Source organism: Kitasatospora sp. NPDC088264, assembly GCF_040685715.1.
Lineage (GTDB): Bacteria > Actinomycetota > Actinomycetes > Streptomycetales > Streptomycetaceae > Kitasatospora.
In genome coordinates, this window is sequence record NZ_JBFBIR010000078.1 from 18,165 (window position 1) to 31,451 (window position 13,287).

The 13,287-nt window shown below is 75.4% G+C and carries 13 protein-coding genes; 4 read left to right on the forward strand and 9 right to left on the reverse strand.

The window, feature by feature from the left end; all coding sequences use genetic code 11:
- Positions 1-132: 132 nt before the first annotated feature.
- The 3 genes from AB0O82_RS35000 to AB0O82_RS35010 form a co-directional block, all read right to left on the reverse strand.
- Positions 133-801 carry a response regulator transcription factor gene (locus AB0O82_RS35000; protein WP_363588483.1) on the reverse strand — a complete coding sequence of 223 codons (669 nt, stop codon included), beginning with the start codon at positions 799-801 and terminating at the stop codon, positions 133-135.
- Positions 802-914: 113 nt separating this feature from the next.
- A complete protein-coding gene (locus AB0O82_RS35005; protein ID WP_363588510.1) occupies positions 915-2,564 on the reverse strand; it encodes a sensor histidine kinase in 1,650 nt (549 codons plus the stop codon).
- An 84-nt stretch (positions 2,565-2,648) separates the two neighbouring features.
- Complete coding sequence (locus tag AB0O82_RS35010) at positions 2,649-5,231, reverse strand: SpoIIE family protein phosphatase (RefSeq protein ID WP_363588485.1); 2,583 nt, start codon at positions 5,229-5,231, stop codon at positions 2,649-2,651.
- Positions 5,232-5,324: 93 nt separating this feature from the next.
- On the opposite strand from AB0O82_RS35010, the gene AB0O82_RS35015 reads away from it, so the two are divergent.
- Positions 5,325-5,690 (forward strand): DUF4326 domain-containing protein, encoded by a 366-nt coding sequence (locus AB0O82_RS35015; RefSeq protein ID WP_363588486.1) that lies wholly within the window; start codon positions 5,325-5,327, stop codon positions 5,688-5,690.
- A gap of 12 nt (positions 5,691-5,702) precedes the next feature.
- Here the strand turns inward: AB0O82_RS35015 and AB0O82_RS35020 are convergent, their stop codons facing one another.
- Complete coding sequence (locus AB0O82_RS35020; RefSeq protein WP_363588488.1) at positions 5,703-6,269, reverse strand: Uma2 family endonuclease; 567 nt, start codon at positions 6,267-6,269, stop codon at positions 5,703-5,705.
- A gap of 151 nt (positions 6,270-6,420) precedes the next feature.
- Here AB0O82_RS35020 and AB0O82_RS35025 point away from each other — a divergent pair, with 151 nt between their 5' ends.
- Positions 6,421-7,719 carry a PQQ-binding-like beta-propeller repeat protein gene (locus AB0O82_RS35025; RefSeq protein ID WP_363588490.1) on the forward strand — a complete coding sequence of 433 codons (1,299 nt, stop codon included), beginning with the start codon at positions 6,421-6,423 and terminating at the stop codon, positions 7,717-7,719.
- A 33-nt stretch (positions 7,720-7,752) separates the two neighbouring features.
- Positions 7,753-8,388: a uridine kinase gene (locus tag AB0O82_RS35030; protein ID WP_363588492.1), complete on the forward strand. Its 636-nt coding sequence runs from the start codon at positions 7,753-7,755 to the stop codon at positions 8,386-8,388.
- On the opposite strand, the gene AB0O82_RS35035 is transcribed toward AB0O82_RS35030, so the two are convergent.
- The 5 genes from AB0O82_RS35035 to AB0O82_RS35055 form a co-directional block, all read right to left on the reverse strand.
- Entirely contained in the window at positions 8,336-9,193 is an 858-nt protein-coding gene (locus tag AB0O82_RS35035; RefSeq protein WP_363588494.1) for a DNA-formamidopyrimidine glycosylase family protein, read from the reverse strand. The two genes, AB0O82_RS35030 and AB0O82_RS35035, sit on opposite strands and share 53 nt — an antisense overlap.
- A 42-nt stretch (positions 9,194-9,235) precedes the next feature.
- Positions 9,236-9,691, reverse strand: a complete 456-nt coding sequence (locus tag AB0O82_RS35040; protein ID WP_363588496.1) for a universal stress protein — start codon at positions 9,689-9,691, stop codon at positions 9,236-9,238.
- Positions 9,692-9,904: 213 nt separating this feature from the next.
- Entirely contained in the window at positions 9,905-10,885 is a 981-nt protein-coding gene (locus AB0O82_RS35045) for a zinc metalloprotease (protein WP_363588498.1), read from the reverse strand.
- Positions 10,886-10,962: 77 nt separating this feature from the next.
- On the reverse strand, positions 10,963-11,631 hold the full coding sequence (locus tag AB0O82_RS35050) for an AAA family ATPase (RefSeq protein ID WP_363588500.1): 669 nt from the start codon (positions 11,629-11,631) through the stop codon (positions 10,963-10,965).
- 119 nt (positions 11,632-11,750) lie between these two features.
- Complete coding sequence (locus AB0O82_RS35055; protein WP_363588502.1) at positions 11,751-12,677, reverse strand: LLM class F420-dependent oxidoreductase; 927 nt, start codon at positions 12,675-12,677, stop codon at positions 11,751-11,753.
- A 142-nt stretch (positions 12,678-12,819) separates the two neighbouring features.
- On the opposite strand from AB0O82_RS35055, the gene AB0O82_RS35060 reads away from it, so the two are divergent.
- Positions 12,820-13,173: a DUF6401 family natural product biosynthesis protein gene (locus tag AB0O82_RS35060; protein ID WP_363588504.1), complete on the forward strand. Its 354-nt coding sequence runs from the start codon at positions 12,820-12,822 to the stop codon at positions 13,171-13,173.
- Positions 13,174-13,287 lie beyond the last annotated feature (114 nt).

The window sequence follows — 13,287 nt, forward strand, 5'->3', positions numbered from 1 at the left end:
CCGAGCACACCATCCACCCACCGCGACGACGAGCTGACGCACCGTCACCACTGAAGCCGGAGTTCCCCGTTCCGTCGGGCCATCTGGTGGCATCCGCCACACCCGACACGCTCCGCGACCGGTCGGACGCGTTCAGTCCCGGGCGCCGAGCTCCGCGTCCCGCGCCAACAGCGCCGCCTGCACCCGGTTCTCACAGCCCAACTTGGCCAGGATCCGGCTGACGTACGTCTTCACCGTCGCCTCGCTCATGTGGATCCGCGCCCCCGCGTCCGCGTTGGACAGCCCCTCGCCGAGCAGCGCCAGCACCTCCAACTCGCGCGGCGTCAGCACCTCCAGCCGGCGCCGGGCCTCCGCACCCCGGGCGGCCGCCGAACCGCTGCGCCCGGAGGCCAGCGAGTCGACGATGTGCCGGGTGGCGGCCGGGGACAGGAAGGCGTACCCGCCGGCCGCCGCGCGCACCGCCTGGATCAGCTCGTGCGGCGCCGTGTCCTTGAGCAGGAATCCGGCGCCGCCCTCGGTCACGGCGCGCAGGACGTTCTCGCGCTCCCCGAAGGTGGTGAGGATCAGCGCCCGCGCGCCGGGTGCGACCCTCGGCAGCTCCGCGAGCGCCGTCAGCCCGTCCATCACCGGCATCTGAATGTCCAGCAGCACCACGTCCACCCCGTGCGCCCGGGCCAGCTCCAGCGCCTCCCGCCCGTCGGCGGCCTCGGCGACCACCTCGATGTCGGCGGCAGAGCCCAGGATCATCCTGATCCCGGCGCGGATGAGCGGCTCGTCGTCGGCGACGAGGACTCGGATCACGGCTGGTCATTCCCCTCGAACGGTGCTGCGGCAGGAACACCATCCTCACATCCGGCCGAACCCCGCGCCCCACCCGGTCAGAGCGGTCAGGACGGTCAGAGCGATCAGGGCGGTCAGGACTTCGTGAGGTAGTGCTCCTTCTCCACCAGCACCCCGTCCTTGAAGCAGAACCGCATCACATTGTCCTGGCCCCAGGCGTCGCTGAGGTCACCGGACAGGTACCAGCGGCAGTGCGCGCCCTCCGGGGGCTTCGGCCCGCTGCCCCGGTAGTCGTCGGTGAAGAAGGTGTTCCCCGGCGGCAGCCGGTGCAGCACGTCGGCCTCGGGCGTGCCGGTCTCCAGCCCGTCGTACACCGACTTCGGCACCGTCGCGTCGTCGGTGCCCTGGACGAAGGCCACCACGCCCCAGATCAGCAGCCCCAGCACGGTCAGGCCGACCGCCCCCACCCCGACCGCGCAGCCGATCGCCGGACTGCGCCGCCCCTCCTCCGCCCCGACGACCGGCGGCAGGCCGTCCAGCACCCAGTCGTCGACCCCGGCGATCGCCGCGGCCCCGTCGCCCGTGCCCTCCGCCCCCTCGTACGGCAGCACGCCGGCCAGCCGGAACCCCTGGTCCGGCGTCGGCCCGGCGTGCACCATGCCGCCGACCAGCCGGGCCCGCTCCCGCAGGCCGGTCAGCCCCTGGCCGCCGCTGACCGCCGGGCCCGCGCCGGCGCGCACGCCCACGGGCTCCGGGGCGCACGGGTTGACCACCTCCACCACCAGCGCGTCCGGCTCGTACCGGAGCGCGACGGTGATCGGCGCGCCGGGGGCGTGCTTGTGCGCGTTGGTGAGCGCCTCCTGCACCATCCGGTACGCCGCGTGGTCCACCGCGGCGGCCAGCGGACGCGGCTCGCCCTCCCGGGAGAAGGAGACCCGCGCCCCGGCCGCCCGCGAGGAGTCGACCAGCCCCTCGATCCCGTCCACCCCGCCCCGGGCCGGGGACGCGTCCGTCGCCGGCCGCACCGCCGTCGACTCGTCGTGCAGGACGCCGACCACCTCGCGCAGCTCCCGCATCGCCGCGACCGCCGCCTGCCGCAGCACCCCGACCGCCTCGCGCTGCCGGTCGTTGAGCGTACGGTCCACCTCCAGCGCGCCGGAGTGCACGGAGATCAGCGCCAGCTGGTGGCCCAGGCTGTCGTGCATGTCCTGGGCGATCCGGTGCCGCTCGCGCAGCCGGGCCTGGTGCACCACCATGACCCGCTCGCGCACCAGCTGGTCGTTGCGCTCGCGCAGCGCGTCCAGCAGGGCGCGGCGCTGGGCCCGGTAGCGGCCCCACAGCGCGGGCAGCACGGCGACCAGCAGGAAGCCGCCGAGCGAGAGCCCGACGATCAGCTTGGGCGAGGCCGAGCCGGCGTCCTTCAGCACCCCGGTCACCATGAACAGCACCCAGCTCAGCACGAAGGTGCCGACCAACGCGGTGACCCGGCGCAGCCTCGCCCCGGCCGACCAGCCGGCGCAGACCAGCAGCAGCATCGGGCCGACGGCCCAGCCGGCCGCGGCCGAGGTGAGCAGCAGCACGGTCGCCGGGAAGGCCGGCCGCAGCACCCACAGCAGCGCGACCCCCAGCCCCACCAGGACGGGGTGGCCGGCACCGGCGGCCACCTCCAGCAGGGCCGCGACCCCGCCCATCAGCAGGGCCAGCGCGCCCTGGCCCACCACTCGCCGGGGCGGCCAGGGCCCGGGAAACGCCGTCCGTACCGCCTTCTTCCAGGCCCGCGCCATCGCATCCACCCGTCGAGGCTATCGGGCCGCGCCACCCGACCGCCGCCACCGTTCGTCGCCCCCGCCCCCGACGAAAGTCGCCGCTCACGGCGTTCGGGGCACCTCCGTGGGCACCCCCGTGGACACGCCCGTGGACACGCCCGTGGAGTCGTCCTCACCGAAGGCCATGAGCAGCAGCGCCACGTCGTCCACCCGGTGCGAGGAGCCGACCTCGCGCAGGATCCGTTCCGCCAGCAGCTCCAGGCCGTCCGGCCCCTGCGCCCCGCCGCGCCCGAGCGCGGCCCGCAGCAGGTCCACCCCCTGGTCGATCGCCATCGCCGGATCCTCCACCAGCCCGTCCGTGTACAGCGCGACCACCGTGCCGGGCGCCAGGCGCAGCTCGCTGACCGGGTACTCGGCCTGTTCCTCCACGCCCAGCAGCGGCCCGCCCGGCACGTACAGCGCCTCGGCCCACCCGTCCGGGAAGCGCAGCACCGGTGGCAGGTGCCCGGCCCGGGCGATCCGGGCGCGGCCGTCGGCGGGGGTGAGGCGGACGAGGCAGCAGCTGGCGAGCAGTCCGGGGTCGAGGTCGAGGAGGAGCCGGTTGGTGCGGGCGAGCACCTGGTCGGGCGGGTCGCCGCCGGTGGCGAAGGCGCGGACGGCGCTGCGCAGCTGGCCCATGGTGGCGGCCGCGCCGACGCTGTGGCCCTCGACGTCGCCGATCACCAGGGTGACGTCCCCGCCGGTGACGATCGCGTCGTACCAGTCGCCGCCGATCTCCATGCCCTGGGTGCCGGGCAGGTAGCGGGCGGCGATCCGGATGCCGGGCACGTCCGGGAGGCGGTGCGGCAGCAGCGCCTGCTGGAGGCCGCGGGCCAGGGCGAACTCGGCGTCGTACAGCCGGGCCCGTTCCAGGGCCTGGGCGATGAAGCCGCCGAGGGCGGTGAGCAGGCCGCGGTCCTCCGCGGTGAAGGGGCGCGGCCGGTCGAAGCCGAGGATGCAGCTGCCGACGGGGTGGCCGGAGGCGATCAGCGGCAGGAAGGCCCAGGCGCCCATGTCGTCGAGCGCGATGCCGGGGTAGGCGGCGGCGAGTTCGCGGACCGATTCGAAGAAGATCGGGGTGCCGGTGCTGAGCGTCTCCGCGCCGGGGATGCGGGCGGCGACCGGGGTGCCCTCGAAACCGTCCAGGAAGCCGTCCGGGTAGCCGGTCTGCGAGATCAGGTGCAGGTGTTTGTCGCACACCCCGTAGATGGCGAGCTCCTGGCCGCCGAAGGCTGGCAGGATCTCCTCGGCCACGGCCCGGCAGACCTCGCGCACGCTGACCGCCTCGGTGAGCGCGCTGGCGAGCTGGAGCAGGTGGTAGGTGCCGCCGATGCCGGCGGGGGCACCGGTCGGGGTGGCGCCGCGGGCCGCGGACGGCGGGGGCGCGGCCCTCGGTTCGGCCGCGCCCGGCGGGGCTTCGGCGGCCACCACCCGGCCGGTGACGCCGTGCGTGTCGGGGTAGAGCGAGAAGGCGAGCCAGCCGTCCGGCGGGCGGGCGGCCAGGAAGGCGGTGGGCTGCTGGGAGAGCAGGGCGGCCCGGTAGCGGTTCTCGAAGAAGGGGTCGGCGAGCCAGGGCAGCACGTCCCACAGGTGGTGGCCGACCAGGTCCTCGCGGCGCGCCTGGAGCAGCGGCTCGGTGGCGCGGTTGGCGTAGCTGACCCGGCCGTCCGGGTCGAGTGAGAAGACGCCCTCGCGCAGTCGCTCGACGGCGGCCGCGGCCGCGGTGAGGGTGCGGGCGTCCAGCACGGCGCCGACCAGATGGGTGCGGCCGTCCGAGATCGCCGCGGGCACCCGCGCCCAGAGCTCCACCGGGTACGGGTGGCCGTCCGGCCCGAGCACCCGGACCCTGGCCGCCAGCACCTCGCCCCGGGCCAGGGCGGTCCGGGCGGCGGCCCGGAACTCGGGCAGGTCACCGGGGGCGATCCGGCTGCCGAGGGCGGCCACCGTGCCGTCGAACTCGTCGGGTTCGAGGCCGAAGATCGCGAGGAACTGCTCGTCGGCGGCCAGCGCCCCGGTGGCGACGTTCCAGTCGAACATCCCGACCCGGCAGGTCGGCGCGGACGGCGGCGGCAGCTCGACCACGGCCGCGTCGCCGCCCGGCTCCACGGGGTGCCCGGCCGCCGCCAGGCCCGCCAGCCCGGCGGCCAGCCGCTCGGCCACCTCCGCCAGCCGCGACGGGGCGTCCTCCGGGACGCCATCGTCGGAGGCCGGCCAGAACACGCTGAGCACCCCGAACCGCTCCTCGCCGCCCGCCACCGGCACGCAGGCGGAGGCGAAGTCGTACGGCATGCCGACCGCGAGCTGCGGGAAGCGCCGCATGGTGTCCTCGGTGTCGGCCAGGGTGACGGTCCGCCCGGTGCGGAAGCTGACGGCGACGGGCAGCGGGCCGGCGGCGGCGATCCGCCGGAACGGGCTCATGATCGACAGCGGTACGCCCGCGATCGTGCAGAGCACCAGCGAGCGGCCGTCCCGCGAGCGCAGGTACACCATCGCCCCGTACGCCCCGGTGCCGCCGAGCGCCCGGCGGACGGCGCCCGCCAGCAGGTCGTCCCGCTCGGCCGCCGCCGGGGCGGCGTGGGGCTCCAGCGGCCGGTGCGGGCCGGGCGGCGCCGCCCGGTCACGGCCGCCCGCGTGCGGATGGCGCATGCTCTTTTGCTACGCCGGGCCCCGGGGCGTGTCAAGGCGAGCCCTCCGGGACCCCGGATGCCCGTCGGCCCCGGTTGCGCCAGCATGGACGGCATGCCGACCACCTCCGGCCGCACCACCGTGGTCAACCTCAAGGGCCACCGCGACGACCCCTCCTGCGCCGACGTCGTCTACGTCGGCCGCGCCATGCACCGCGGCGGCTGGCACCTGTCCGAATCCCCGCTGCACTGCCCCTACCGCCCCGGCCCCGACCTCACCCGCGAGCAGATGGTCGCCGACTACCGCGCCTACCTCCTCGCCCGCCCCGACCTGCTCGCCCTCGTCCCGCCCCTGCGGGGCCACCGCCTCGGCTGCTGGTGCGCCCCGCTCCCCTGCCACGCCGCCGTCCTCGCCGTCCTCGCCGACCTCGCCGACCTCGCCGACCTCGCCGACCTCGCCGACCACCCACCGCAGCACTGACGGGCGCGCGCCTCACAGCCCGGAGAGATCGGCCTCCACCGCGTACGGCACCACGGCCTCGACCTGACCGGTGAACAACTCGCCCACCCGGTACGAACCGCTCGCCGCGTCCAGCACGTAGGTGTGGACGATCGGGACACCGCCGGAGACCTGCTCGACCCGCCAGTGGAACGGGATGCCCGCCTTGGCGTACTGCTCCGGCTTGACCACCCGGTCGGTGGTCTCCGAACCCGGTGGGGCGACCTCGACGAGCAGCAGCACGTCCGCGGGTCTGGTGGGCGACTCGTCGATCGTGTCCGCCCGGTAGACCACCACGTCCGGGCGACGGTTGTTCAGCGGCACGTCCTGGAGCCTGACGTCGAAGTCCGTGTCGGCATTCCACTCGGCGCCGCCGGCCGCGTCCAGGGCGTTCGCCAGGAACCGTGCGAGCCGGTTGTGCCGTTTGGAGGCGCTCGGGCTCACGACCACCGTCCCGTCGACGATCTCGATGCCCGCGCACTGCTCCACGGTCCAGGAGTCGTACTGCTCGCTGGCGATCTGCCGGTGCATCCACTCGGGTGCGATCATCTCGGCCGTCACGCCGTACCTCCCCCGGGGCTGCTGGGCGGGCCTGTGCTGTGGGCCTCAGCCCAGTACGCCCCGGTCGGGGTTTCGGGTGGTTCGGGGGCTGTTCGATATCCTCCGGGCGAGTGGTGGCGCGTGGGGCGCCATGGGGGAGGTGGGAGCCGGTATGCAGTCGCCGTCGTCCGAGGGGCCCGTGCGCGAGGCCTCGTGGCAGTGGGACGGGGAGGCGGACGGCGCCGCGCGGGAGCCCGTGGACGTGGTCGGCGGGGGCGGGGACGGGCCGCGGCTGAGCCGGCGCGGGCTGCTGGCGGGGGCCGGGGTGCTGGCGGCGGGCGCGGCGGTGTGGGCGTTCGGCCGTTCGGGTGTGGACCAGCCGGCTCCGCCGCCGAAGCCGCAGCCGACCGCGTTGTCCGGGCCGACCCCGCTGTGGACGTACCGGGGGCCGGAGGCGATGACCCCGGAGCGGCTGACCGGCCCGCCGACCCGGCCGGTGTTCCTGTCCCGGGCCGGGCTCCAGGTCCTGGACCCGGCCACCGGCGAGGCGGCGCGGCTGCTCACCGTCGACCCACCGCGCGGGAACTGGCCGAGCGACCTGGAGGTGCTGGGCCAGGTGGTGCTCGGGCCGGACCGGGTATTCACCACCTCCCCGGGCCACCTGGACGCCCGCCACCTCGGCGACCCCGCCGCCGACTGGAGCCTGCCGCTGCCCGACGACCTACAGGGCTCCGTCCAGTTGTCCGGCTTCGACGACGGCACCCTGTACGGGTACGTCTGGGACTGGTCGCGGGAGAGCTCGACGCCGAACGGCCGGCTCTTCGCCGTCCGGGTCGCGGACCGCTCGGTGCTGTGGCACCTCTCCATCGACCGCAACGAGCGGCCGTTCACCCCGGTCACCGCGACCGGCGGCCGCCTCCCGTGCCTGCGCAACCTGGGCGACGGCAGCGAGCTGGTGGTCCGGGACGCCGCCGACGGCCGGGAGCTGTGGACGGCCCCCAACACCGGCGGCCTGAGCTGGTGCGTCTGCGGCCCGGTGCACCTCTACGTCCCCGACGGCGCCGACGGCGTCCGTGCGCTGCGCCCCGGCGGCGAGCCGGCCTGGACGGTCTCTCCCGCCCGGGGCGAGTCGTGGCGGGCGATGGCCCTGGTCTCCGACGGCCCGCGGGTCTACCTGACCCGCGACAACGGCCTGGTCACCGGGCACGACGCGGTCACCGGCGCACGGCAGTGGGCCTACCGGCTGCCGTTCCTGCTGGACCGCCGCAGCCATCCGCTGGTGGTCGGCGGCACGCTGTTCGTCCCCGGCCCGGCGGCCGCCGGGGTGTGCGCGATCGACACCGCGAGCGGCACGCCGCGCTGGACGTTCCTCGACTCGGGCCCCGGCAAGGACGTCTGGTCGCTCGCCGTCGACGCGAACCACCTCTACGTCGGCCACGACGACGTCCTGCACGCCCTCCCGCTCACCTGACCGCCCGGCACGACAGCACGACAGGATGGCCTGATGCAGGTGCACCCGATCTCCCCCGACCGGCTGGCCGACGTGCTCGCCGACCGCATCGCCGCGCTGTCCGACCCCGGCGGCCGGTGGCTGCGGGTCGCGGTGGACGGCGCGCCCGCCGCCCGCCCCGACGTGCTCGCCGACGCCCTGGTGGAGCCGCTGCGGTTGCGCGGCCGTCCCGCGCTGCGGGTGTCGGCGGCGGGCTTCCTGCGCCCGGCCTCGATCCGGCTGGAGTACGGCCACCAGGACGCGGACGCCTTCCACGACCTCTGGCTGGACGACCGCGCCCTGCTGCGCGAGGTACTGGACCCGCTGGAGCCCGGTGCCAGCGGCCGCGTCCTGCCCTCGCTGCGCGACCCGGTGACGGACCGCTCGACCCGCGCCGCGTACGCCGAACTGCCGCCCGGCGGCGTGCTGTTGCTGGACGGCGCGCTGCTGCTCGGCCGCTGGCTGCCGCTGGAGCTGGCCGTCCACCTCGCGCTCACCCCGACCGCCCTGGCCCGCCGCACGCCCGCCGACCAGCAGTGGACGCTGCCCGCCTTCGCCCGCTACGAGGCGGAGACCGGCCCGGCCGAGGCCGCCGACGTCACCGTCCGGGTGGACGACCCGCGTCATCCGGCCCTGGTCGAGCGGACCTGACACCCGTACCGGCCGGGGCCGGGCCGCGCTGGCAGTAGGGGCACCAGTACGCCACCCGGTCCTGCGGGGGCGTGCCCTGGCGGGCGGTCCGCACGAGGGTGCCGCAGCGCGGGCAGGGGCGGCCGGCCCGGCCGTAGACCCAGTGCTGGTGGCCGCGCCGGGTGTCGCCGGTGGTGACGTGGCCGGGGCGCAGCCGGTTGGCGTCGAGGATCTCCCGGGCCCGCTCCACCAGCCGGTCGGGGCGCGGGAGTTGGCCGACCTCGGTCCACGGGGTGACGCCGGCCAGGTAGCAGAGTTCGGCGGCGTAGACGTTGCCGATGCCGGCGAGGTTGCGCTGGTCGAGCAGCGCCTCGGCGAGCGGGCGGCCGGGGTGGGCGAGCAGCCGGCGGACGGCCTCCACCGGGTCCCAGTCGGGGCCGAGCAGGTCGGGGCCGAGGTGGCCGACGGCGCGTTGCTCGTCGGCGGTGCGCAGCAGGTCGACGACGGGCAGCCGGTAGCCGACGGCGGTGCCCCGCTCGGTGCCGAGGACGGCGCGGATCTGCCAGGCGGGGCCGCCGGACCAGCGCTCGCCAGGCCGGTAGACCTCCCAGCGGCCGTCCATCCGCAGGTGGGTGTGCAGGGTGAGGCCGCCTTCGAGGCGGGTGAGCAGGTGCTTGCCGCGCGGGGCGACCTCCAGCACCCGGCGGCCGGCGAGGACGGCGGTGGCGTGCGCGGGCACCCGCAGGTCGGCGCTGGTCAGCACCTGCCCGGCGAGGGCCTCGTGCAGCCGGGCCGCCGCGCGGTAGACGGAGTCACCTTCTGGCATGCCTCCATCCTCCACCGCGCGGCGGCCCGGCGGGGCGGCGCGCTACTCGGCCTCGGCCACCTGGCCCTCCCGGACGACGACGACCGGGCAGGACGCGTGCTCGGTGAGGTGGCGGCTGACCGAGCCGAGCAGCACGCCGGAGAAGCCGCCGAGGCCGCGGCTGCCGACGACGAGCAGCGCGGCGCCCTTGGCGGCCTCCAGCAGGGCCTGGGCGGCGTTGCCGGGCATCACGCTCTCGCTGATCCGCACGCCCGGGTCGTCGCCGACGACCCTGACGACGGTGTCGGAGAGGGTCTTGCCGGCCAGTTCCTCGGGGTTGAAGACCTCGGCGGACGGCACGCTCGGCGCGGCCCAGCCGTAGAACGCCGGGTACTCCCAGGCGGCGATCGCGGTGATGGTCCCGCCGACGGCCCGTGCGTAGTCGACCGCCCAGCGCAGCGCCTGCTCCGAGGCGGGCGAGCCGTCCACGCCGACGACGATCCGGGGGTTGGCACTCATGGCGTTACTCCTTGGCGCTCAGTTCCTGCTCGGTCCCGACACCCCGAACATAGATCAAATCGGGCGTGTGGTCGATATTTGCCACGCCGTGATCGGCGTTTTGCATTCAGATCGATGGCAATAGGCCTGGCCGATCTGCGGTTCTGCGGTTCTGCGGTTCTGCGGTTCTGCGGTTCTGCGAGGATGCCCGGGCACCGACCCCTCCCTGACGGCTCAACTCCGGTAAGCGGCCCAGGAGTCGGCCATCCGCTGGACCTGGCCAGGGGTGAACTGGCTCATGCAGGAGTCGTAGCTGTAGTCCATGAAGTTGTGGATCGGGTCCAGGCCGGGCCCGGTGCAGGTGTGACGGCCCTCGGGGCAGCCGTAGGCGGGCGTGCGCTCGGGCGGGGTGTCGTCCACGTAGTCGCCCGGGGGCAGGCAGCCGCCCTGGAAGGTGTGGAACAGGCCGAGCCAGTGGCCGATCTCGTGGGTGGCGCTGCTGCCCTCGTTGTAGTGGGCGGCGGCGCCGCCGGGCAGGGAGGCGTCGAGGACGACCACGCCGTCGTCGGCGGGGTTCGAGCGGAAGGCGCCCGGGAAGGTCGACCAGCCGAGCAGGGACTGGCCGAGCTTGGCGGTGTAGAGGTTGAGGGTGCCCGCGTCGCCCTTGCGCAGCGCACTCTTCATCGCCGCCTCGGCCCCGGAGCCGGGAGTGATGCCGTCGTACCAGGAGGCGTTGTCGGTGTAGTCGGTGCCGGCCAGCTCGAAGTGGAACTGGCTGGGGGTGTTGCCGTCGCCCTGGCCGCCGTAGGTCGCGTTGAGGTGGTCGATCTGGGCGGCGACGACGCCCCCGTCGAGCCGGCCGGCGTCACCGGCGTGGATCACGTGGACGAAGACCGGCACCGTCGTCGGGGCGCCGATCCGGGCGTGGGCGGAGGAGAGCTGGGCGAGCCGGTCGTCGAGGTCCGCCTGCATCGCCCGGGCCTCGGCGGCGGTGACGGCGTTCGGGTCCTGCCCCGCCTGGCCGCCGGCCGGCTTGCGGGCGGCGGCGTCGGAGTCGGAGCCCGCACAGGCCGCGGTCACGGCGGCCGCGGCGGTCACGGCGGCGGAGTGCGGGGCCGGGGCGGCGAGCTGGCTGAGACCGGTGGCCGCGACCAGCGCGGCGGCCCAGGGGAACAGACGGGGGGCACGCGAGCGCACCCGGGCAGTACGGCGCATCTGCGCTCCTGACAAGGGAGTTGACGGAGTGTCGGCCGCGCCCCGGGCCCGCCCGGCTCGGCGCGGACCCGCCGAGACTACGACGCGGCGAAGACGATCTCCCGCAGGGCGCGCGCGGCGGCCCGGTCGAGTACCACGGCCGACGCACAGCCCTCCGGCGGCCGCCCGGCCCCAGTGAGCCGGCGCCGCAGCCTGTCGACGGCGGCCCGGTGCCGGAGGAAGGCGTAGCGGGAGACGCCCTGCCCCCGGCTCTGCTGGCCCTCCCGCGCCTCGGCCGGTTCGGCGTCCAGCAGCAGCAGGTGCACCCGGCGGCCCTGCCGGGCGGCGGTGCGGGTCAGCCAGAACCGCACCCAGGACAGCGAGCCGCAGTCGTGGACGGCGAGCGGCCCGCCGGCCAGCACCGCGCGCCGCAGCCGCCGGTAGTGCGCGATCCGCGCCAGCGGGCGGTAGAGGGCGTACGGGAGGCGGCCGGGCAGCCTGGCCGCGTACTCCTCGCGGACCAGTTGGGAGTCGACCAGCGGGGCGCGCACGCAGCGGCGCATCAGGGTGCTCTTGCCGCTGCCGGGCAGCCCGGAGACGACCAGCAGGTCGCCGGCGGGGTAGTGCAACGCCACGGGGGCGGGGCCGGCCCGCAGGTCGTGCAGGCCGGGCTGCACCCGTAAGGCCTGCCGGGCGGCGGCGAGGCCCCGTCCAGGGGGCGGCGGCACCCGGGGTGCCGCCGCCTCCGCCGTTCTCGTCCTGGTCACCGGTCCTCCCCGCGCCGTTCCCTCCCTCGGAGCATTACGCATTCCCAAGAGCGAGTAAAGAGCGGTGGTCGCCGGGCCCGGCCGGCCGGTGCCGGATCAGGGCGTGCCGTGCGGGCGGGTCAGCCGAGCTGGGGGGCGACCCGGGAGGCGATGAGCTCCAGGTGGTCGAGGTCGTCCAGGTCCAGGATCTGCAGGTAGACCCGCTCGCTGCCGACGTCCGCGTACCGGCCGATCTTCTCGGCGACCTCGTCCGGGGTACCGGCCAGGCCGTTGGCCTTCAGCTCGTCCACGTCCCGGCCGATCACGGCCGCCCGGCGGGCCACCTCGGCGTCGTCGCGGCCGACGCAGGCCACCAGGGCGTTGGAGTACACCAGGTCGCCGACCGAGCGCCCGGCCTGCTCGACGGCGGCCTTGACCCGGCCGAACTGGGCGGCGCTGTCCTCCACCGAGGCGAACGGCAGGTTGAACTCGTCGGCGAAGCGGGCGGCCAGCGCCGGGGTCCGCTTCGGGCCGAGCCCGCCGACCAACACCGGGATCCGGTCCTGGGCCGGCTTGGGCAGCGCCGGCGAGCCGGTCAGCGTGTAGTACTCGCCGGCGAAGTCGAAGGTGTCGCCGAGCTTGGTGTTCCACAGGCCGGTGATGATCGCCAGCTGCTCCTCCAGCCTCCCGAACTTCTCCTTCGGGAAGGGGATGCCGTAGGCGGCGTGCTCGGCCTCGTACCAGCCGGCGCCGAGGCCGAACTCGACCCGGCCGCCGCTCATCGCGTCCACCTGGGCGACCTGGATCGCGGTGACGCCGGGCAGGCGGAAGGTGGCGGCGGTCATCAGGGTGCCGAGGCGGATGGTGCGGGTGTCGCGGGCGAGGCCGGCCAGGGTGATCCAGGCGTCGGTCGGCCCGGGCAGGCCGTCGACGTCGCCCATCTTCAGGTAGTGGTCGGAGCGGAAGAAGGCACTGAAGACGCCCAGGTCCTCGGCGGCCCGGGCGACCGCCAGGAGGGTGTCGTAGCTCGCGCCCTGCTGCGGTTCGGTGAAGATGCGGAGATCCATGCGGACCATTCTGGTACAGACCACCCGCGGATCGGCGCAGAGAACCGGCCAAGCCGCCGAAGCTCCCGAAGGTGGCCAAGGTCTCAGCACGGAACCGTCACGAGCCGCCGGTCCGGCCGACCCGCTCGCCTACCGTGGACGGATGTTCGCCACCCCCGACGAGTCCTTCCGGCGCTCCCCCGACGAGCCGGCCGGCTGCCCGCTGCCCGGCATCGTCGCCGCGTTCACGCCACGGCTGGCCGAGTTCGCCTTCGAGCCCGGCTTCGTCGCGATGGTCGACCAGCACGTCGCGATGCTGCGCGAACTGCTGTACGCACAGGGGCCGGAGCTGGCGCCCCGGCCCCTGGACCGTGAGGAACTGTCGGACTACGCGCTCGGCTTCCTGGACGCGCTCACCGAGATCGGCTGGCGGGAGCCGGTGGGGTACGACTACGCGGTGCACCGGCTGACCGCGATCTGCTGGCTGGTGCGCGAGCAGGGCCTGCTGCGGGCCTGAACCCGCCGCGGGTCGCTGCCTAGGGCGTGTTTCATAATTCGCGTCGGATCAGCGCGCGGCGTTGGGCGCCCGGCTGGGCGTGCCGGCGAAGCGTCCTCGTACTGGGCCGTACTT

Coding starts and splice junctions, on each gene's coding strand:
- AB0O82_RS35060 (WP_363588504.1), top strand. CDS start 12,820: ATGTTCGCCACCCCCGACGAGTCCTTCCGGCGCTCCCCCGACGAGCCG.
- AB0O82_RS35040 (WP_363588496.1), bottom strand. CDS start 9,691: ATGAGTGCCAACCCCCGGATCGTCGTCGGCGTGGACGGCTCGCCCGCC.
- AB0O82_RS35025 (WP_363588490.1), top strand. CDS start 6,421: ATGCAGTCGCCGTCGTCCGAGGGGCCCGTGCGCGAGGCCTCGTGGCAG.
- AB0O82_RS35035 (WP_363588494.1), bottom strand. CDS start 9,193: ATGCCAGAAGGTGACTCCGTCTACCGCGCGGCGGCCCGGCTGCACGAG.
- AB0O82_RS35015 (WP_363588486.1), top strand. CDS start 5,325: ATGCCGACCACCTCCGGCCGCACCACCGTGGTCAACCTCAAGGGCCAC.
- AB0O82_RS35005 (WP_363588510.1), bottom strand. CDS start 2,564: ATGGCGCGGGCCTGGAAGAAGGCGGTACGGACGGCGTTTCCCGGGCCC.
- AB0O82_RS35055 (WP_363588502.1), bottom strand. CDS start 12,677: ATGGATCTCCGCATCTTCACCGAACCGCAGCAGGGCGCGAGCTACGAC.
- AB0O82_RS35030 (WP_363588492.1), top strand. CDS start 7,753: ATGCAGGTGCACCCGATCTCCCCCGACCGGCTGGCCGACGTGCTCGCC.
- AB0O82_RS35010 (WP_363588485.1), bottom strand. CDS start 5,231: ATGCGCCATCCGCACGCGGGCGGCCGTGACCGGGCGGCGCCGCCCGGC.
- AB0O82_RS35045 (WP_363588498.1), bottom strand. CDS start 10,885: ATGCGCCGTACTGCCCGGGTGCGCTCGCGTGCCCCCCGTCTGTTCCCC.